We start from the raw sequence: 18,981 nt of genomic DNA on the forward strand, positions 1-18,981 counted from the left end.
TGTGGATGCTGATCTTGTGGGAGCTGGCTTGCCAGCGATAGGGCCCTGACCGTCAGAAGCTGAACTCCAGCTCCTCATACAAGGCTCCCGGTTCCAACCCATCGGTACTGTGCAACTCACTCTCCTTGCCCAGCGCCTCCAGCAACGGCCGCCGCGGCACCTCGGTGCCAGCCTCGGGGTTGCCATGCTTGCCGGGCATGGTCGACAACACACTGGTCAAACGCTGCGCCGTCCCGGCCTTGCCCCGTTTGTTGAAACCGCCCCAGAGGCTTTTTGGCGTGGCATTGAGGCTGCCATGGTGGCCGACCTTGTACAGGTCGACATCCGCCAGCAGCTGGCGAATGTCCGGGTGGCTCAAGGCATAACTCCAGTTCTCGATCTGCGCATCGCCCGGGAACAGCAGCTTCTTGCCCGCCACTTCGAACAGCAGGATCAGGCTGGTGTTGTTCATTTGCTTGTCCAGCGCAGTGACGATCTGCAGCAGTTGCTCGCCACGGGCTTCGCGCACCCGTCGGGCGATCCAGCGGCTGCTCATGGGCAGTTTGCTGCCACGCATCGCCGGGTAGTCGGCAAAGGGCCCCGGATCGTCGTCCGGCGGGTTGACCTGGGCATCGAGCAGTTGCCGGTGCAGGTGCCAGAACTCGGCCGGGTCACGGCTGCGCTGCTTGCGGATCGAGGCGCTCTGCTCGACCGTGGGCGGGCCGAGAATGTGTGTGCGTACGCCGGGCAGCAGCTCGGCCAGGACGTCCTCACTGCCGAAAAACGCATAAGCGTTGCGGGTGCCCATGCTCGCCAGGTTGTTGACCGCGCTGGCGTTGGAGATGTTGTCTTCGCCGATAAACCCCAGGCGCCGGGTCAGCTCCTCGGACAGCCCGTGCTTGCCCTGATCGAGCAGCTTGACCACGGCGCTGGCCAGGGCATTCATGCTCTTGAGGGTCTGGGCCATGCTGCGTGCGCCGAGCAGGCCGGGTTGTTCGGGGGCGCTGGCGTCTTCAGCCAGCTCAAGCTGTTCGGTCCAGGGTTGCAGCACCAGCTCCGGCGCCAGGCTGCGGATCACATCACCGCTGGCGGTGCCGGCGCGGTTGGTGGCAAAGCCGCTGATATGGTCGGCATGCCGGTGAGTCGCGACCACCGCATCGAGCTTGCCCGCGCACTTGGCTTTGATGTCCTCGGCAATGGCCAGCAGGCGCTGGCCCTGGGCGACACCCTTGGGCATGCCCATGGAACCGAAGTCGATCAGCACATGGCGGCGCACTGCGCCGGGGTAGTTGAAGCGCAGCAGGAAGCAGTCGCCAAAACCAACCTGGTAGGCATAGAGGGTCAGGCTGGTCGGGCTCATGCTTGCTCCTCGCGCAGCGGTCCCACCTGCCAGGCACGCTGGCGGTGCAGTTGGGCCAGCGGGTTGCGCAGGTCCAGCTCGCCGTTGTCCAGGCCCGCCAGGTAGCTCAAGCGGCGCAACTGCCACTGGCCGTCATTGAGCGGGCGCTGGACGTGGTACTTGATGCGCCCGTATTGATCGAAAATCAGCGTGCCGGCGCCGTAGACGGTAAGGGCGTCGGTGGTCTTGATCCAGGCCGGGCGCGGACTGATGTTGCACACGCTCTTGAGCTCGGCGCCAAAGATGTTGGCCTTCATGATGTATTCGCAAACGCTCTCGCGCAGCAGCAGGCCGTCGGTGCCCAGGCGGATGCTCGGGCGCACCGACACCACCTGGGTGTAGGCCCGCTCATCGATGCCCAGCACCGCACGGTTCTCCCAGAGAAAGCGGAACACCTCTTCGTCGTCGCGCAGCATCGAGTCGAAGTGGCTGTTGCGGTACTGCACCTGGCCGTTGTCGGCAAAGCCATGCCAGCAGCCGTCGCTGTCGGTGCGCGCCGCTGGCGGGACAATACCGAAGGCTTCGAAGGTGGTGCGGATGATCAACCGGTAGTCGTAGCGCGAATCATCCGGAGTCACCTGGGCATCGACGGTGAGCAGGGCGGCCAGGTAGTCGCCGAACTCCAGGTCCAGCGGCGGGCAATAGTCCAGGGCGCGGATGGCGATGGTCAGCAACTGGTCGGCGGCCTTGGCGCCTTCCGCGACCACTTCGCGCAGGTTGTACAGGTTGTCGCCAAAATTGCCCAGCTCGCCCAGGCGCGCCACCCACAGGGCGAGCATGCTGCGCAGCATGGCGGCGGCGAAGATTTCGCCACGGTTGTGGGCCTCGGCAAACTGCTCGCCGCTAAGGTAATCGGTCGACGGCGGCAGCATCACCGAGCGGCGCAGGGCATTGGCACGCAGGCCTTCGAGCTGCTGGCCGAACTCTTCGCCGATACCGAACAGCAGCGATTCGGCGAGGTTCTGCGGGCTCAGCTGATCGCCATTGAGCAGGCGCCGGTCGCCCTGCACGGTCAGTTCGATGCGCCCGCCATTGGTCAGGGCGAACTCGATGATTTCACGCAGGGAGAACACCGACAGCAGGGCCACGACATCGGCAAAGCCTTCGTGGAAGGCCGCCTGGTCCGGCCCCGAGGCGTTCATGAAGCCGCCGCGCAAGCCGTCGAGAATCGCGTGAGTGGCTTCGTGGGCGACGATGTCGTGGGACAGGCAGGTGAACACATGCTGGCCGTCCAGGCCTTTGAAGTAACCGAACATCAGCGCCCGGTCAGCCCGTGAGTAAAAGGCGTTGGCTTCGACGAAGGCATGCGGCACCACGTGCAGCTGATGGCCGTCGAAGCCCCAGCCAACCCGGCGCCCGAGGGCCATCTCGAAACGCGCCAGGGTGCGCATGACCACCGCATAAACGTGCTGGCAATGGAACGCCGGATTGCCCAGCAGCGCTTCGCCGGGCGGGTCGAAGGGGTCGATCATGCAGCCGCTGGCCGCGTCCTGCTGGTAGGCATGGGCGTGATACAGCTGGTTGCGCGAGGCATCGAAGTCGACCACCTTCAGGCGGTAGCCGGTGGGCCCCAGGCCGAGGCTTTCCCGCGGCACGCTGACCCGGGCGAACAGCAGCTCGCCGCGGGCATTACGCACTGCAGGATCCTGGGCGAGGATGGTGAAGGTCTGGCTATTGGCTTTCACGACCATGGGCAACGCTCCTGTGCACCAGGCTCAAATCAGCGGAACTGCTATCAGGGCAGCTTCAACGGCTCGTATTCCAACGGCGTTTCATTGCCCTGGCGGTCGATCCGGTAATGCTTGCCGTCGCGTTGGACGATGGCCTGGCCGTCACGGAAAAAACCGGGTCTGTCGTAGAGATAGGGCAGCACCACCTTGCCGCTAAGGTCGACAAACCCCCATTTACCTTCCTTGGCCACGCTCAGCAGGTTGTCGTTGATCAGCCGTCCGCCCCAGGTATTGTAGGCGATGCCGTCGTATTCGAAAGGCAGCACCACTTTGCCGGATGTGTTCATCAGGCCGCTTTTTTTGCTGTCGTTGTCGTTCAGCAGCACATAGCCTTTCTGGGTTAGGGGCCGCGAGCTGAAGCGCAGGGGGATCACCTGCTTGCCCTTGCGGTTGATCATGCCGTACAGGTTGCCTTTGGCGACCACCGCCAGGTCGTCCTTGGCTTCATCGAAACTCTCGACCCAGTCATAGTCGAAGGGCACCACGGTGCGGCCCCGGGTATCGATGTAGCCGCATGCGGAAGACGTCAGGCAGACGCCTGCCAGGCCATCGCTGAATGGCCCGGGGCGCTTGTAGAGGGCTGGGATGACCAATTGCCCCTTGCGGTCCATGTAGCCCCATTGGTTGTTGATGCGAACCGCTGCCATGCCTTCGTGGTAGACCGGTTGCAGCTCGATGGACGGCGCAACGATGACCTTGCCGCTGGCGTCTTTGAGGCCATACAGGCCATTTTCCTTAAAACTGACCGGGTCGGCGGGGGTGGTGCTGCACGCTGCCAGGGCAGCGCCCAGGCACAATGACGGGAGGGCGCGAAATAAAGCCTTCAATTCAGTGCATTCCTTGGCAAGGCGAGGGTAGGGCAAGGCATGCACCTTAGCCGATCGCGCCGGCCTTGCCCAGCCACTCAACCGCGGGCGAAGGCCTCAAGGCCGGCGCCTTCGAGGCGGTAGCGGACCCATTCATCCTGGGGCAGGGCACCCAGGGACTTGTAGAACTGGATGGCCGGCTCGTTCCAGTCCAGCACGCTCCATTCCAGGCGCCCGCAGCCGTTCTCGCAGGCTTCGATGGCAATATGGCGCAGCAGCTGTTTGCCGGCGCCGCCACCGCGTTGCTCGGGGGTGATGTACAGGTCTTCGAGGTAGATGCCGTTGCGCCCCAGCCAGGTCGAATAGCTGTAGAAGTACACCGCATAGCCGATGGCCTGGCCGTCGCGCTCGCAGATCAGGCTCAGGGCCTTGGCGCCGTCATCGAACAGGGTGCGCTCGATGTCGGCCACGGAAGCGATCACCTCGTGGCGGGCACGTTCGTAGTCGGCCAGTTCAGTGATGAAGGCAAGGATCTGGGCGGCGTCGTCGCGCCGGGCAGGGCGGATGGTCAGGCTCATGGCAGGCTTCCGGCAAGTGAGGTAATCGCCCATGTTAGCCGGAACTGGCCTTGAGGGTAATTGCTTCGCTGCGTAACCGCTTGAGCACCAGGGCAAAGGCCAGGCTGGCCAGCGCGGTCATGCCCGCCAAGGGCCCGGCACTGCCATCGGACAACTGGCCGATGACCAGGCTGCACAGAGCGGTGAAGGCCATCTGGATGAAGAAGAACAACCCCGAGGCGCTGCCGGCGATGGCCGCATAGGGGTGCAGCACCGCCCATTGGCAGGCCGGAATGGCCAGGCCCACCGAAAGCATGATCAGCAGCATCGGCAGGACGATCGCCAGCAATGCCTCGGGCCACAGGCGGGTGGTGAGCATCAGCAGCAGCGCGCCACCCAGGTTGAGGAACATGGCCTGGCCGAGCAAGGCATCGGCGCTGTAGCGCCCACTGCGCCGGCGAAACAGCTGCGAGCCGGCCAGGTAGCCGCCGACGGTGACGGCGAAGACCGCGGCGTACTGCAGCGAACTCAGGCCCAGGCTGCGTTGCAGCAGGGTCGAGGACTCGGCGATGAACGGGAAATAGGTGCAATAGACGCAGGCAATCGCCAGTGAATAGCGCATGAAGTAGCCGTCGCCGAGCAGCCGCAGGTAAACCTTCAGCACCGGCTCGTGGCGCTGTCCGGCGGCGTGCGGCGGGCGGGTTTCCGGCAGGCGCAGGGCGATCAGCAGCAGGCTCAGGGCGGCGCTGAGGCTCAGCAGCAGGAAAATCCAGCGCCAGCCAAGGGTGGTTTCGATGAGGCTGCCCAGCAGTGGCGCGATCATTGGCGCCAGCGCCATGCCCATGGACAGGTAACCGAGCAGGTGGCCCTGTTGCTGGCGGTCGAAGTGGTCACGCACCATCACCCGGCCGATGACGGCCCCGCAACAACCGCCCAGGGCCTGCAACAGGCGCGCGGCAATCATCACCTCGACGCTGCTGGCCAGGCTGCAGGCCAGGCTCGCCACCAGGTAAATAGTGCCGCCGAGCAGCAACAACGGGCGGCGGCCAAAACGGTCGCACAGTGGGCCGCTGATCAGCATGCTCAGGGCGTAGCCGACCATGTACAGGGTCAGCGTCAGTTGCAACTGGGCGTCGCTGGCGTGCAGGGCCGTGGCGATGTCGGGCAGGGCGGGCAGGTAGATATCCAGGGCCACCCGCGGCAGGCAGACAATCATCAGCAGCAACAGCAACCAGGTTCGTGGGCCGGGCGAGGGGGTGGTGCGCATGGAACATTTCCTTGTTGTCGATGCGCCGACCTTAACGGCCAATGTGGTTTAATCGGCAGCGCCATTAAGAGCTAATTTGATTGGACCACTATGCGCACCGGCAAAGCCGCCATCGCCCTCGATCTACCGCTGCCACCGGCATTGGCCCAGGGTAAGCAGCAAGGCGCTTATGCCGCCTTGCGCGATGCAATACTCGACAAGCGCCTGCCGGCCGGCACCCGCTTGCCCTCGACGCGAACCCTGGCCGAGCGCTGGCAGTTGTCGCGCGGCACCCTGGAGCTGGTGTTCGAGCGCTTGCGCGATGAAGGCTATGTCAGCCGGGTGGCCGGCTCCGGCACGCGGGTCTGCGCGGTCGTTCCTGACCTGTTCATCGCTGCCGGCAGCGGCCCGCCACTGGCGCTGGCGCAGCAGCCGGTCAGCGAGCCGACAGCCTCGCGCCTTACCGGTGTGCAGGTGGGGGTGCCGTTTGTCGCGCGCCTGGCCGACCCGGCACTGTTCCCGGTCAAGGCCTGGTCCCAGGCCCTGGGCAGGGCCTTGGCCTGCGCGCCGACAGCCTTGCTCAGTTCGCCAGACCCGGCCGGCCTGCCGGCCCTGCGCGAACGGATTGCAAACTACCTGCGCAGCTATCGCGGCATACGCTGTAATGCCCAGGACCTGATCGTCACCAGCGGCATTCGCCAGTGCATCGACCTCGTGGCGCGCAGCGTGATCTGCCCAGGCGACAAGGCTTGCGTCGAAGACCCCGGCTACCGCACCGCCAGGTCGCTGTTCGAGCGGGCCGGGGCGCAGGTGGTCGCAGTGCCGGTGACGGCCGAGGGTATCGATGACCAGCTGCTCGAGCGCCACCTTGATGCCCGCCTGGCCTGCGTGACCCCCGCGCACCAGTCGCCGCTGGGCGTGACCCTGTCGGTGTCGCGACGGTTGATGTTGCTGGACTGGGCCAAGCGTGCCGACGCCTGGATCGTCGAAGACGACTACGACAGCGAGTTCAACTACAACAATGCGCCGCTGCCGGCGCTCAAGGCCCTGGATCACAGCGACCGGGTGATCTACTGCGGCAGCTTCAACAAGACCCTGTTCGCCGGCCTGCGCGTAGGGTTCATGCTGGTGCCGGCCAGCCTGCGCGAGCCGTTGCTGGCCACCCTGCAGGGTACCGGTGGCGCGGTTGGGGTCACCGAGCAACTGGGCCTGGCCGAGTACATGGCCAATGGCAGCTTCGTGCGCTACCTGAGGCAGGCGCGCCAGGCTTATCAGCAACGCCGTGATCTGTTGCTCGAGTGCCTGGCCGAGCAGGCGCCGAGCGGTTATGAGGTCAGCGGGCAGCAAGCCGGTTTGCACTTTGTCCTGTGGTTGCCAGAGGGGACGGATGAGCAGGACTTTTGCCAGCGCGCGGCCAGTCAAGGCTTGCAGCTACAGCGGATCGGCAGCTTCTGCCAGCAGGTGCAACTGAGACCGGCGGTGATGATTGGCTTCACCGCCCTGACAGCGGCGCAGCTGCGTTTTGCCGGGCGCAAGCTCGCGGCGCTGCTGCATGAGGTTTCCTAATCGGCGGGTAACCGGCATGCTAGGGCCACGCTCGAATTCCCAAGGCCACTCAAGGAACCTGCGATGACCTGGTCCGCCGCGCAGTACAGCACTTTCGAGAACGAACGCACGCGCCCGGTGCGCGACCTGGTGGCGGCGCTGCCCAACCAGGCGGTGGCCAGCGCCGTGGACCTGGGCTGCGGCCCGGGCAACTCCACGCAAGTGCTTGCCAGGCGCTACCCCGAGGCGCAGGTCACCGGCCTGGACAGCTCTGCAGACATGATCGCCGCCGCCCGCCAGCGCTTGCCGCAGCTGGCGTTCGACGTGGGTGATATCGGCAGCTGGAGCGCCGAACAGGGCGTCGATGTGATCCTCGCCAACGCCTCGCTGCAGTGGTTGCCCGACCATGCCCAGCTGTACCCGCACCTGGTGCGCCAGCTGGTGGCCGGTGGCAGCCTGGCCATCCAGACCCCGGACAACCTCGACGAGCCGGCCCATCGGCAGATTCGCGAGATCGCAAGGCGTGGCGCGTGGGCCAGCAAGGTCGCTGACCTGAAGCTGCCGCCACGGCACACCGCTGCCTACTACTACGATGTGCTCAGCCCCCATTGCCGGCGGGTCGATGTCTGGCGCACCACCTACTACCACCCGCTGGCGGGTGGTGCGCCGGCGGTGGTGGAGTGGTTCAAGGGCTCGGCGCTGCGGCCGTATCTGGCGGCGCTGGATGCGCAGGAGCAGGCAGACTTTCTACAGTACTACCTGCAGGCCATGGAGCAGGCTTATCCGCCTGCAGCGGATGGCACGGTGTTGTTACCGTTCCCGCGCCTGTTTATCGTCGCCACACGCTAGGCGATGCGCTGCTGGCGCCGCGCTTGCCATTGGCGCAGGACGCGCAGGTAGACCAGGCCGTTGACCAGTACCACCACCGAGCCGAGCACCAGCTGGATGCCCGGCGTCAGCCCGGCCGGGTAGATGATCGGCCAGATGTAATGCTCGATGAAACCGCCTTCGTAACCGGCCAGGCCCGAGGCCTGGCGCAGGCGGTTTTCCCATTCGGTGAGCGGGCAGGTGAGGTGAAAGAACTCCACGGCGGTCCCCCAGCACACCGCCGGTAAGTGCCACCACATCGCACCGCGCCATTTGAGTACCAGCAAACCGCCAAACAGCACGAACAGGATGAACAACAGGTGAAACAGCACCAGACCATCGGCGCCCAGGCGGTACAGCATGACGATTCCTTCCTCGTGGATATGTTCCTCTAGCCACCATGATATAGGCATTCGCGGGCCGCTACGATTGCCATGATCCGCTTGGCCAAGGCATGCTTGGGCCTTTCTGTCCACGGAGCCTGCCATGCAAGCCTCGACCCTGCTGCTCTACGTTATCGCCGCCAGCGCGGTGATGATCACCCCCGGCCCGGCGATGCTTCTGGCCCTGAACAATGGCGCGTCCCACGGCATGCGCGTGGCCGGTTTCGGCATGGCCGGGGCGATGCTCTCCGACCTGCTGTTGATTGCGGCGGTGGGCTGCGGCCTGGGGGCGTTGCTGCAGGCTTCGGAGCAGCTGTTCAGTGTGGTCAAGTGGGTGGGCGCGGTGTACCTGCTGTACCTGGCCTGGGTGCTCTGGCGGGCGCCGAGCGGGGCCTTGCAACGTAGCACGGTGAGCGCTGGCGCCACGGGGCGTTCGGCCTTTTTGCGGGCATTGTTGGTCGGCTTGTCCAACCCCAAGGGCTTGCTGTTCTTCTCGGCGTTCCTGCCGCAGTTCATTCGCCCCGAGCAACCGGTGGCCGAGCAGTACCTGGTGCTGGCGATCACCAGCGCGGCGATCGACGGGCTGATGATGGCCGTTTACGCCTATGGCGGGCGGCACGCCATGCGGCGCTTTTCGGCGCGCACCATGCAGTGGATCAACCGCAGTTGCGCCGGCATGCTGGCGGCGCTGGCGGTGGGCTTGAGCCTGTACCGGCGCAGTGATTTGCGCTGAGCGAAAGCCAACGAGGGAGGATCAATGATCCTCCCTCGTTGTTTTTACCTCGGCCTCAGGACGCTTCGCGATAGGGGTTGCGCGGGTCATGCTGCCAGTCGAGGAACGGCTTGCCGGTGTCCTGCGGGACCATCTCGATGCAGTCCTGCACCGGGCAGGTGATCTGGCACAGGTTGCAGCCCACGCATTCGGCGTCGATCACCTCGTAACGGTGGCTGCCGTCGGCCTGCTTGAGGTTGGCGATGGCCTGGTGCGAGGTGTCTTCGCAGGCGATGTGGCAGCGGCCGCAGTTGATGCACGCCTGCTGGTTGATCTTGGCCACTACCTGGTAGTTGATGTCCAGGTACTTCCAGTCGGTGGTGTGGCCCACGGCGCGCCCCTGGAACTCCTGGAGGCTGCGGTAGCCCTGGCTGTCCATCCAGCGCGAGAGGCCGTCCTTCATCTCGTCGACGATGCGAAAACCATGCAGCATCGCCGCCGTGCACACCTGCACCGCGCCGCAGCCGAGGGCGACGAATTCGGCGGCATCGCGCCAGCTGCCGATACCGCCAATGCCACAGATCGGCAGGCCATGAGTGGCCGGGTCGCGGGCAATTTCGGCGACCATGTTCAGGGCGATCGGCTTGACCGCCGAGCCGCAGTAGCCGCCGTGGGTGCTCATGTCGCCGACGATGGGATGGGCGACCATGCGTTCGAGGTCGACGCTGGTGATCGAGTTGATGGTGTTGATCAGCGACACCGCGTCGGCACCGCCGCGATGGGCGGCGCGGGCCGATTGGCGGATGTCGGTGATGTTCGGTGTCAGCTTGACGATCACCGGCAGCGAACCGTGCGTCTTGCACCAGCGGGTGACCTGTTCGACGTACTCCGGCACCTGGCCGACCGCCGCGCCCATGCCGCGTTCGGGCATGCCGTGGGGGCAGCCGAAGTTCAGCTCGATGCCGTCGGCGCCGGTGGCCTCGACCAGCGGCAGGATGGCTTTCCAGGAGGCTTCGACGCAGGGCACCATCAACGACACGATCAGCGCGCGGTCGGGCCAGTCCTTCTTCACCTGGGTGATTTCGCGCAGATTGATTTCCAGCGAGCGGTCGGTGATCAGCTCGATGTTGTTGATGCCCATGACCTCGCGGTTGACCCCGTAGTGCGCCGAGTAGCGCGACGAGACGTTGACCGCGGCCGGGTCTTCGCCGAGGGTTTTCCAGACCACGCCACCCCAGCCGGCCTGGTAGGCGCGGACCACGTTGTAGGCCTTGTCGGTAGGCGGCGCGGAGGCCAGCCAGAACGGGTTGGGCGCCTTGATGCCGGCGAATTCGATCGACAGGTCAGCCATTTATGCAGCCTCCACATTGAGCATCAGGTGCGCATGCATGGCCTCGGCGGCCAGCTTGCCGTGCTGCACGGCCTGGACGGTGAGGTCCTGGCCGAGCTGGGTGCAGTCGCCGCCGGCATACACGCCGGGCAGGCTGGTGCGCAGCTGTTGGTCGACGCGAATACGCTCGCCGTCGCGAGCAAGCTGTTGCCCGCTGCTGTCACCCAGGGCGCAGTCATCGAAGGTTTGGCCGATGGCTTTGAAGATCGCATCGGCGGCCAGTTCGAAGGTTTCCCCGGTTGGCTGCAGGCGGCCATCGCTCATGTGCGTGCGGGCAAAACGCATGCCGCGCACCCGACCCTGATCGTCGAGCAATACTTCCTCAGGCTGGGCCCAGGTCAGCAGGCGTACCTGGTTTTCCTTGGCGATGTGTTGCTCGTGCGCGGTCGCGCCCATGTCCTCTACGCCGCGGCGGTACACCAGGTTGACGTCGCGGGCACCGAGGCGAGCCATCTGCACGGCCATGTCGATGGCGGTGTTGCCGGCGCCGAGGACGATGCAGCGGTCGGCGACGGGCAGGGTGGTGAGGTCATCGGCCTGGCGCAGTTCACGGATGTACGCGGTAGCGGCGAGCATGCCCGGCGCAGCCTCGTTGGCCAGGCCCAGCTGGCGCACGGCATTCAGGCCAAGGCCGAGGAACACCGCGTCGAACTGCTGTTGCAGCTCGGCCAGGCTGAGGTTGTCACCCAGTACCTGGCCGTGGCGGATCTCGATGCCGCCGATCTGCAGGACGAAATCCACCTCGCGCTGGGCGAAGTCGTCCACCAGCTTGTACTTGGCGATCCCGTATTCATTGAGGCCGCCGGCTTTTTCCCGGGCTTCGAAAATCACCACGTCGTGGCCGTGCCAGGCCAGCCGGTGGGCGCAGGACAGCCCCGCCGGGCCGGCGCCGACCACGGCAATGCGCTTGCCGGTGCTGGCGGCGCGCTGGAACGGGTGCTGGGCAAAGTCGGCATGGTCCACGGCATAGCGCTGTAGCAAGCCGATCAGCACCGGCGCGCATTCCTGGTGGTTGTTGCGCACGCAGGCCTGCTGGCAGAGGATCTCGGTGGGGCAGACACGCGCGCAGCTGCCGCCGAGGATATTGGCCGAGAGGATTTTCTGCGCCGCGCCCTGGACGTTCTCCTGGTGGATGTTGCGGATGAACGAGGGGATGTCGATCTCGCTGGGGCAGGCATTGACGCAGGGGGCGTCGTAGCAGTACAGGCAACGGGAAGCTTCGAGGGCGGCCTGGCGGGCGGTCAGGGGCGGTGCCAGGTCGCTGAAGTGCTCGGCGAGGGTGGCGTTGTTCTGGGTCGGTCGGGGCAGGTGGTTGAGGGAGTCGATCACGGTGGGTTCCTCTTTTTTTATTTTTTGGGGAAGGCTTTGCCTTCCATCGCTGGCAAGCCAGCTCCCACAGGTTCGGCGGCGTCTGTGGGAGCTGGCTTGCCAGCGATGCTCTTCAGCGCTTCACGGCAACCGGCCTTGAATGCTCGGCCCGCTTGCTGAGCAGATCGAACACCGCCGGGTACGCCGGCCGTTCGATGTAGCGCCCGGCACCACGCTCGGCGCGCAGGTCGCCGTTGGCCCAGACCAGCTTGCCCTGGCTGATGGTGTGGCTGGGGATGCCACGCACGGTCTTGCCTTCGAAGATGTTGAAGTCCACCTGTTGATGGTGCGTGGCGGCTGAGATGGTCCGCGTGCCTTGCGGGTCCCACAGCACCAGGTCGGCATCGGCGCCGACGCGCAGGGCGCCCTTGCGCGGGAACAGGTTGAAGATCTTCGCGGTGTTGGTCGAGGTCAGGGCGACGAAGTCCTGCATCGACAACTTGCCGCTGTTGACCCCTTCGTCCCAGAGCACTGCCATGCGGTCCTCGATGCCGGCGGTACCGTTGGGGATGCGGCTGAAGTCGTCGCGACCGGCGGCTTTCTGTTCGGCGCAGAAGCAGCAGTGGTCGGTGGCGGTGGTGTGCAGGTTGCCCGATTGCAGGCCGTGCCACAGTGCTTCTTGATGGCCGTCCTGGCGCGGACGGAACGGCGGGCTCATGACGTAGCCGGCAGCGGTTTGCCAGTCGGGGTGGCGGTAGACACTGTCGTCCAGCAACAGGTGGCCGGCCAGTACTTCGCCGTAGACCTGCAGGCCCTTGTTGCGCGCGTAGGTGATCTCATCCAGGGCTTCACGGGTCGAGACATGCACCAGGTACAGCGGCGTGCCCAGGGTCTCGGCGATGCGAATGGCGCGGCTGGCGGCTTCACCTTCAACCTGCGAGGGACGTGACAGGGGGTGCGCTTCCGGGCCCGTTATGCCCTGGGCCAGCAGCTTGCGCTGCAGGTGATAGACCAGTTCGCCGTTCTCGGCGTGCACGGTGGGTACCGCGCCCAGCTCCAGGCAGCGCTCGAAGCTGGCGACCAGGGTGTCGTCGGCGGCCATGATCGCGTTCTTGTAGGCCATGAAGTGCTTGAAGCTGTTGACCCCGTGCAGGCTCACCAGCTCGCCCATCTCCTCGCGCACCTGCTCGCTCCACCAGGTCACGGCGACGTGAAAGCCGTAGTCGCTGGCCGATTTCTCGGCCCAGCCACGCCACTGGTGAAAGGCTTCGAGCAGCGATTGCTGCGGGTTGGGGATGACAAAGTCGATGATCGAGGTGGTGCCGCCGGCCAGGCCCGCAGCGGTGCCGCTGTAGAAGTCCTCGCTGGCCACGGTGCCCATGAAGGGCAGTTGCATGTGGGTGTGCGGGTCGATGCCGCCGGGCATCAGGTACTGGCCGCTGCCGTCGAGCACTTCACAGCCGGCCGGGACCTCAAGGTCACTGCCGATGGCCTTGATCACGCCGTCGGCACACAACACATCGGCACGGTAGCTTTCTTCATGGGTAATCAGGGTGGCGCCACGAATCATAAGCGTCATCAGATGCTCCTCGCAGGCTTGACCGGTTGTTACCGGTTCTAGGTTTTGTACTTTTTTCAGCGTAGGCGAAAACCTGTCATAGCTGTCAGGAATTGAATCTAGTCGGCGATTTTGGATAGGGCAAATAATTAGTTTATAGGCCTATCACTAGGTTAAATGGCTGATTTACAAGGGTTATATGAACTATTTCGGGCTCAAGAAAAACGACCAGTGGTCCTGTCGTTCTTGACAGGTTGTGGAAATGGTCAAGATTTCTCATGGGCAGCCGTGATTGCCCACATGCCAGTGCAATGCAACCAACTCCCAAAAACACAACAACAGTGGAGCGGCCATGCAGCAGACCAGATCGCAGGTGAGCGAACGCGACGGCTTGTATGAACTCGACGCCGGCAGCGACGTCCTCGACAGCCCCCGGTACAACCACGACATCGCCCCGACCAAGGTGCACGAGCGCACCTGGAACAAATGGCACATCACCGCGCTGTGGGTCGGCATGTCGATCTGCGTGCCGACCTATACCCTCGGCGGCGTGCTCACCGCCTATTTCGGGCTGACGGTGGGCGAGGCACTGCTGGCGATCCTGCTGGCCAACACCGTGGTATTGATTCCGCTGACCTTGAATGCCTTTCCCGGCACCAAGTACGGCATTCCCTTTCCGGTGCTGCTGCGCTCGTCCTTCGGCATCCTCGGTTCCAACGTGCCGTGCCTGATTCGCGCCCTGGTGGCTTGTGGCTGGTTCGGTATCCAGACGATGTTCGGCGGCCTGGCCATCCACCTGTTTCTTGGTTCGCTGTCGGCGGACTGGAAGGCGCTGGGCGGCACCGGCGAGGTGATCGGCTTCATGCTGTTCTGGTGCCTTAACCTGTGGGTGGTGCTGCGTGGCGCTGAGTCGATCAAATGGCTGGAGACCCTGTCGGCGCCGTTGCTGGTGCTGGTGGGCGCCGGGCTGCTGGTGTGGGCCTTGCCCAATGTGTCGATCAGCGAGCTGATGGCCCAGCCGCCCAAGCGCCTCGAGGGCGCCAGCGTGTATGGCTACTTTTTTGCCGGGCTGACCGCCATGGTCGGTTTCTGGGCCACGCTGTCGTTGAACATTCCTGACTTCAGCCGCTATGCCAAAAGCCAGAAAGACCAGATTCTCGGGCAGATCTTCGGCCTGCCGCTGACCATGTTCCTGTTCGCCGCCCTGGGGGTGGTGCTGACGGCTGCCTCGACCTCGCTGGTCGGCGAAACCGTGTCCGACCCGGTCAGCCTGATCGGGCATATCCAGAGCCCGCTGTGGGTCGCACTGGCCATGGCCCTGATCATCATCGCCACACTGTCGACCAACACGGCGGCGAACATCGTCTCGCCAACCAACGACTTCCAGAACCTGGCGCCCAAATGGATCGGGCGTATCACCGCGGTGCTGCTCACCGGGCTGGTGGGGCTGTTGCTGATGGGCCATGAGCTGTTGAAAAAGCTTGGCTGGATCGTCAGCGAGGTGAGCCTGGAAAGCCTCTATTCCAACTGGTTGCTGGGCTATTCCAGCTTGCTCGGGCCGATTGCCGGGATCATGGTGGTGGACTACTTCATCATCCGCAAACAGACCCTGGACCTCGCCGGCCTGTACCGCGACGACGTCTATCCGGCCTGGAATGCCGCCGGCTTCATCGCCTTCGGCGTACCGGTGGTGCTGACCCTGTTGTCGCTGCACAGCACCGCTTTCAGCTGGTTCTACGACTTTGGCTGGTTCACCGGCTCCGCATTGGGCGGGCTGATCTACTACGCCCTCGGCAGCCTCAGGGCAGCCCGCGCGACCAACCTCAAACCCACCGTGTAGCGCCTATGGCCCGCAGAGGCCAGGCACGTGATGCAGGAGAAGCACATGCAAACCGCTCAGGATGTTCTGCAATCGACCCAACGGCATATCAACGGCGAACGTTTGTGGCAGTCGCTGATGGACCTGGCCCGGCTTGGCGCCACGGTCAAGGGCGGGGTTTGCCGCCTGGCCCTGACCGACCTTGATCGCCAGGCCCGCGACCTGTTCGTCAAATGGACCGAGGAGGCCGGTTGTACCGTCACCATTGACGGCGTTGGCAACATCTTCGCCCGCCGCCCGGGACGCAACCCGCAACTGCCGCCCGTGATGACCGGTAGTCATATCGACACTCAGCCGACAGGTGGCAAGTTCGACGGCTGCTTTGGCGTGCTGGCCGGGCTTGAAGTGCTGCGCACTCTCAATGACCTCAAGGTGGAAACCGAAGCGCCGCTGGAGGTGGTGGTGTGGACCAACGAGGAGGGCTCGCGCTTTGCTCCGTGCATGATGGGTTCGGGGGTGTTTGCCGAGAAATTCACCCTGGCCGAAACCCTGGCCAAGACCGATGCAGAAGGCATCAGCGTTGGCGAGGCGCTCAACGCCATTGGCTATGCCGGGCCACGGCCGGTCAGCGGGCATCCGGTGGGCGCTTACTTCGAGGCGCATATCGAGCAGGGGCCGATCCTGGAAGACCAGCACAAGACCATCGGCGTGGTGCTGGGGGCCCTCGGGCAGAAGTGGTTCGACCTGACCCTGCGCGGCGTCGAGGCCCACGCCGGGCCCACGCCGATGCACCTGCGCAAGGATGCCCTGGTTGGCGCCAGCGCGGTGGTGGCGGCGGTCAACCGCGTGGCCCTGGAGCACCAGCCCCACGCCTGCGGCACGGTCGGTTGCCTGCAGGCCTATCCGGGCTCGCGCAACGTGATCCCTGGCGAGGTGCGCATGACCCTGGATTTCCGTCACCTGGAGCCGGCGCGGCTGGATTCGATGATTGCCCAGGTCAAGGGTGTGATCAGCAGCACCTGTCAGCAGCATGGGCTGACCCACAGCCTGACGCCGACGGCGGATTTCCCGCCGCTGTATTTCGACGAGGGTTGCGTGGAGGCGGTGCGCAGCGCGGCCAAGGGCCTGGGGCTGTCGCACATGGATATCGTCAGTGGCGCCGGGCATGATGCGATCTTTGTCGCTGAACTGGGGCCGGCGGGGATGATCTTTGTACCGTGCGAGGGCGGGATCAGCCACAACGAGATTGAGAATGCCGCGCCTGAAGACCTGGCCGATGGTTGCGCGGTGCTGTTGCGCTCGATGCTGGCAGCGGCCCAGGCGCTGGCGCGGGGCAGGGAAGCGGCTTGAGCTCAAGGCCCCATCGCTGGCAAGCCAGCTCCCACAGGGAAAGCAGGAGCCACTGTGGGAGCTGGCTTGCCAGCGATGGCCGCGCCGCGGTTCAGAGCCAGCCATCCGCCGCATGCAAGGCAGACAAGGGCTGACGGGTTTTTTTGTCGATGGCTTGCAGAGCGTATAAACTGCTCCCCACTTTGGCCGGTCGCTACCTGAACCGGCACCTGAATCAAGAGAGTCGAGATGGGCGCACAGTGGAAAGCCAAGCATAGAGAAGAAGCAGCCAACGCCAAAGGCAAGATCATGGGCAAGCTGTCCAAGGAGATCCAGATCGCCGCCAAGTCCGGCGCCGACCCGGACATGAACCCGCGCCTGCGCCTGGCCATCGAGCAAGCCAAAAAGGCCTCGATGACCCGCGAGACCCTGGAGCGCGCGATCCGCAAGGGTGCCGGCCTGGATGGCGATGCGGTGCAGTACACCGCTGTGACCTATGAAGGCTTTGCTCCGCATCAGGTGCCGCTGATCGTCGAGTGCCTGACCGACAACGTCAACCGCACCGTGGCGCAGATCCGCGTGCTGTTCCGCAAGGGCCAGTTGGGCGCCTCTGGCTCGGTGGCCTGGGACTTCAACCACGTCGGCCTGATCGAGGCCACGCCGAACAGTCCTGACGCTGACCCGGAAATGGCCGCCATCGAAGCCGGTGCCCAGGATTTTGCCGAAGGCGAAGAAGAGGGCGCGACCCTGTTCATCACCGACACCACCGATCTGGATGCCGTGCAGAAAGCCCTGCCGGGTCAGGGTTTCACTGTGGTTTCGGCGAAAATCGGCTACACCCCGAAAAACCCGGTCAGCAGTTTGAACGACGAACAGATGGCCGAGGTTGAAGCCTTCCTGCAGGCGATTGACGATAACGATGACGTGCAGAACGTTTATGTAGGTCTGGCGGGTTGATGTAAGCCTTCAGGGCCCTATCGCTGGCAAGCCAGCTCCCACAGGTACAGCATGCACCGGACCTGTGGGAGCTGGCTTGCCAGCGATTCAGACGCCGCGAAGCTGCTGACAGGCCTCGTCGAAGCTTGGCCGGCGCATCACCTCAGGCTGCACACAATCCCGCTGCAGTGCCTTCAACGCCTCGCAATCCCCCTCGCAACACGCCAGCAACTCCCCTAGCAAAACCCCAAACGCCAACACCTCGATCCGCTGCAACGCGGCGGCTGCCACACTGCTATCAAGCGGATGAAACGACGCCGCGCCGAAATCCCCCAGCAAGCAATCGCCTTCCTCATCGCACAGCACATTGTGCGCATACAGATCGCCATGGGTAATCCCGTGCCCATGCAGGTGCGCGCCCACGCCAGCAATGGCGCCGGCCAGGCGCCGCACGCAAGCCAGGCTCAAGCGCCGTGGCGGGTATGTATCCCGTGTGCAGGAATCCAGGCTTGGCGGCCCGGCGAGGTTGAACCAGCTCGGCTCGATCAGCTGCATCACCAGCGCCGGCAGGTGCTGGGGGTGGTTGTCGATGCGTCCGGCCAGGCGTACCAGTTGCGGGTGGTCGCCAGCAGCTATGCAGGCGCTCATCTCGTTGAGCGGCAAGCCGTCGCTGGTCATCTCGCCCTTGTACACCTTGACCGCCACCGGCGCTTCTTGGTGTTGCCAGCGGGCTTGATGGATGACACCGGAAGCGCCCTGGCCCACGACCTGTTCAAGGGTGATCTGCTGCCAGTCAATGATGTTGCAATGGCCAGGGTCTTGCGGCGTGCAGTAACCCGCCGCCATGGGGTTGCCGGCATAGGCCAGCCAGGCCAGGCGCGGCATCTGCAGCAGCCATTCGGGCAGGGCTGGCAACTGGTTGGCGGACAGGCGCAGCAGTTCCAGCTGGGTGCAGCGCGCCAGGCTGGCTGGCAGCGCTCGCAGGCGGTTACCGGCCAGCATCAGCTTTTGCAGGTCCGGGCAATCGCCCAATGCCTCGGGCAAGCGTTCGATACGGTTATCGGTAAGCACCAGCGCCCGCAAACGCGGGGGCAGAGCGGCGCCGCTGACCTGCTCGATCTGGTTGCTCTTGAACCCGACCATCTCCAGCGTCTGGCACTGGCCGATGCTTTCGGGCAGGTGGCGAAAGCGGTTTTGCGAGCAGAACAGCACCTTGAGCTTGCCCAGGCGGCCCAGGTCCTCGGGCAAGTCGCTGAGGCGGTTACCGGTCAGGTTGAGCACCTGCAGGCTGTCGGCCAGGTCGAAAATTTCCCGCGGGAACTGTTCCAGCCCGCAGGCCAGGTCGAGGCGGGTAATGCCCGCCAGACGGCCGGCTTTGAGGTCTTCAAGGGTATGCATGGGGGGCGTGGCAGGCTCA

At 64.7% G+C, this 18,981-nt stretch carries 16 protein-coding genes; 6 read left to right on the forward strand and 10 right to left on the reverse strand.

Going from position 1 to position 18,981, the window contains the following annotated elements; translation table 11 throughout:
* Positions 1-52 precede the first annotated feature (52 nt).
* The 5 genes from PspR32_RS10985 to PspR32_RS11005 form a co-directional block, all read right to left on the reverse strand.
* Positions 53-1,339 carry a hypothetical protein gene (locus PspR32_RS10985; protein WP_010221801.1) on the reverse strand — a complete coding sequence of 429 codons (1,287 nt, stop codon included), beginning with the start codon at positions 1,337-1,339 and terminating at the stop codon, positions 53-55.
* Positions 1,336-3,069: a hypothetical protein gene (locus PspR32_RS10990; RefSeq protein ID WP_159388468.1), complete on the reverse strand. Its 1,734-nt coding sequence runs from the start codon at positions 3,067-3,069 to the stop codon at positions 1,336-1,338. The genes PspR32_RS10985 and PspR32_RS10990 overlap by 4 nt, the downstream gene beginning before the upstream one ends.
* A 44-nt stretch (positions 3,070-3,113) precedes the next feature.
* Positions 3,114-3,935, reverse strand: a complete 822-nt coding sequence (locus PspR32_RS10995; protein WP_036996006.1) for a WG repeat-containing protein — start codon at positions 3,933-3,935, stop codon at positions 3,114-3,116.
* A gap of 77 nt (positions 3,936-4,012) precedes the next feature.
* Entirely contained in the window at positions 4,013-4,492 is a 480-nt protein-coding gene (locus PspR32_RS11000) for a GNAT family N-acetyltransferase (protein ID WP_010221804.1), read from the reverse strand.
* A gap of 34 nt (positions 4,493-4,526) precedes the next feature.
* Positions 4,527-5,738, reverse strand: coding sequence for a multidrug effflux MFS transporter (locus tag PspR32_RS11005; RefSeq protein ID WP_159388469.1), 1,212 nt, complete (start codon positions 5,736-5,738; stop codon positions 4,527-4,529).
* A 90-nt stretch (positions 5,739-5,828) separates the two neighbouring features.
* Here PspR32_RS11005 and pdxR point away from each other — a divergent pair, with 90 nt between their 5' ends.
* Both pdxR and tam read left to right on the forward strand, forming a co-directional pair.
* Positions 5,829-7,283 (forward strand): MocR-like pyridoxine biosynthesis transcription factor PdxR, encoded by a 1,455-nt coding sequence (gene pdxR, locus PspR32_RS11010; RefSeq protein ID WP_159388470.1) that lies wholly within the window; start codon positions 5,829-5,831, stop codon positions 7,281-7,283.
* 63 nt (positions 7,284-7,346) lie between these two features.
* Positions 7,347-8,111: a trans-aconitate 2-methyltransferase gene (gene tam, locus PspR32_RS11015; protein ID WP_036996000.1), complete on the forward strand. Its 765-nt coding sequence runs from the start codon at positions 7,347-7,349 to the stop codon at positions 8,109-8,111.
* Here tam and PspR32_RS11020 read toward each other — a convergent pair.
* The gene (locus PspR32_RS11020; RefSeq protein WP_010221808.1) at positions 8,108-8,491 is read right to left on the reverse strand and encodes a DUF2784 domain-containing protein; all 384 of its coding nucleotides are present in this window, start codon (positions 8,489-8,491) and stop codon (positions 8,108-8,110) included. The genes tam and PspR32_RS11020 overlap by 4 nt on opposite strands.
* A 124-nt stretch (positions 8,492-8,615) precedes the next feature.
* Between PspR32_RS11020 and PspR32_RS11025 the strand changes: the two genes are divergently transcribed.
* The gene (locus PspR32_RS11025) at positions 8,616-9,245 is read left to right on the forward strand and encodes a LysE family translocator (protein WP_036995999.1); all 630 of its coding nucleotides are present in this window, start codon (positions 8,616-8,618) and stop codon (positions 9,243-9,245) included.
* A gap of 55 nt (positions 9,246-9,300) precedes the next feature.
* Here the strand turns inward: PspR32_RS11025 and preA are convergent, their stop codons facing one another.
* From preA to hydA, 3 genes are all read right to left on the reverse strand, one after another.
* On the reverse strand, positions 9,301-10,575 hold the full coding sequence (preA, locus tag PspR32_RS11030) for an NAD-dependent dihydropyrimidine dehydrogenase subunit PreA (protein WP_100782203.1): 1,275 nt from the start codon (positions 10,573-10,575) through the stop codon (positions 9,301-9,303).
* Positions 10,576-11,943, reverse strand: a complete 1,368-nt coding sequence (locus tag PspR32_RS11035) for an NAD(P)-dependent oxidoreductase (protein WP_036995997.1) — start codon at positions 11,941-11,943, stop codon at positions 10,576-10,578. It lies immediately after the preceding gene.
* A 112-nt stretch (positions 11,944-12,055) separates the two neighbouring features.
* Positions 12,056-13,501 carry a dihydropyrimidinase gene (gene hydA / locus PspR32_RS11040; RefSeq protein ID WP_010221813.1) on the reverse strand — a complete coding sequence of 482 codons (1,446 nt, stop codon included), beginning with the start codon at positions 13,499-13,501 and terminating at the stop codon, positions 12,056-12,058.
* A gap of 331 nt (positions 13,502-13,832) precedes the next feature.
* Between hydA and PspR32_RS11045 the strand changes: the two genes are divergently transcribed.
* The 3 genes from PspR32_RS11045 to PspR32_RS11055 all read left to right on the forward strand — a co-directional run bounded on the left by PspR32_RS11045 (position 13,833) and on the right by PspR32_RS11055 (position 17,585).
* Entirely contained in the window at positions 13,833-15,320 is a 1,488-nt protein-coding gene (locus PspR32_RS11045) for an NCS1 family nucleobase:cation symporter-1 (protein ID WP_159388471.1), read from the forward strand.
* A gap of 45 nt (positions 15,321-15,365) precedes the next feature.
* Positions 15,366-16,649, forward strand: a complete 1,284-nt coding sequence (locus PspR32_RS11050; RefSeq protein WP_159388472.1) for a Zn-dependent hydrolase — start codon at positions 15,366-15,368, stop codon at positions 16,647-16,649.
* A 228-nt stretch (positions 16,650-16,877) separates the two neighbouring features.
* Positions 16,878-17,585 carry a YebC/PmpR family DNA-binding transcriptional regulator gene (locus PspR32_RS11055; RefSeq protein WP_010221816.1) on the forward strand — a complete coding sequence of 236 codons (708 nt, stop codon included), beginning with the start codon at positions 16,878-16,880 and terminating at the stop codon, positions 17,583-17,585.
* Positions 17,586-17,672: 87 nt separating this feature from the next.
* On the opposite strand, the gene PspR32_RS11060 is transcribed toward PspR32_RS11055, so the two are convergent.
* Positions 17,673-18,962: a leucine-rich repeat-containing protein kinase family protein gene (locus tag PspR32_RS11060; RefSeq protein WP_159388473.1), complete on the reverse strand. Its 1,290-nt coding sequence runs from the start codon at positions 18,960-18,962 to the stop codon at positions 17,673-17,675.
* Between the last annotated feature and the right edge of the window lie 19 nt (positions 18,963-18,981).

Origin of the sequence: Pseudomonas sp. R32, from assembly GCF_009866705.1 — a bacterium.
In the GTDB taxonomy this organism is placed as follows: domain Bacteria; phylum Pseudomonadota; class Gammaproteobacteria; order Pseudomonadales; family Pseudomonadaceae; genus Aquipseudomonas; species Aquipseudomonas donghuensis.

What these genes read in the sequence shown, in the direction of transcription:
- preA (WP_100782203.1), bottom strand. Translation starts at nt 10,575, where the DNA reads ATGGCTGACCTGTCGATCGAATTCGCCGGCATCAAGGCGCCCAACCCG.
- PspR32_RS11005 (WP_159388469.1), bottom strand. Translation starts at nt 5,738, where the DNA reads ATGCGCACCACCCCCTCGCCCGGCCCACGAACCTGGTTGCTGTTGCTG.
- PspR32_RS11025 (WP_036995999.1), top strand. Translation starts at nt 8,616, where the DNA reads ATGCAAGCCTCGACCCTGCTGCTCTACGTTATCGCCGCCAGCGCGGTG.
- PspR32_RS10990 (WP_159388468.1), bottom strand. Translation starts at nt 3,069, where the DNA reads ATGGTCGTGAAAGCCAATAGCCAGACCTTCACCATCCTCGCCCAGGAT.
- PspR32_RS10985 (WP_010221801.1), bottom strand. Translation starts at nt 1,339, where the DNA reads ATGAGCCCGACCAGCCTGACCCTCTATGCCTACCAGGTTGGTTTTGGC.
- PspR32_RS11050 (WP_159388472.1), top strand. Translation starts at nt 15,366, where the DNA reads ATGCAAACCGCTCAGGATGTTCTGCAATCGACCCAACGGCATATCAAC.
- PspR32_RS11055 (WP_010221816.1), top strand. Translation starts at nt 16,878, where the DNA reads ATGGGCGCACAGTGGAAAGCCAAGCATAGAGAAGAAGCAGCCAACGCC.
- PspR32_RS11000 (WP_010221804.1), bottom strand. Translation starts at nt 4,492, where the DNA reads ATGAGCCTGACCATCCGCCCTGCCCGGCGCGACGACGCCGCCCAGATC.
- tam (WP_036996000.1), top strand. Translation starts at nt 7,347, where the DNA reads ATGACCTGGTCCGCCGCGCAGTACAGCACTTTCGAGAACGAACGCACG.
- PspR32_RS11060 (WP_159388473.1), bottom strand. Translation starts at nt 18,962, where the DNA reads ATGCATACCCTTGAAGACCTCAAAGCCGGCCGTCTGGCGGGCATTACC.
- PspR32_RS11020 (WP_010221808.1), bottom strand. Translation starts at nt 8,491, where the DNA reads ATGCTGTACCGCCTGGGCGCCGATGGTCTGGTGCTGTTTCACCTGTTG.
- hydA (WP_010221813.1), bottom strand. Translation starts at nt 13,501, where the DNA reads ATGACGCTTATGATTCGTGGCGCCACCCTGATTACCCATGAAGAAAGC.
- PspR32_RS11045 (WP_159388471.1), top strand. Translation starts at nt 13,833, where the DNA reads ATGCAGCAGACCAGATCGCAGGTGAGCGAACGCGACGGCTTGTATGAA.
- pdxR (WP_159388470.1), top strand. Translation starts at nt 5,829, where the DNA reads ATGCGCACCGGCAAAGCCGCCATCGCCCTCGATCTACCGCTGCCACCG.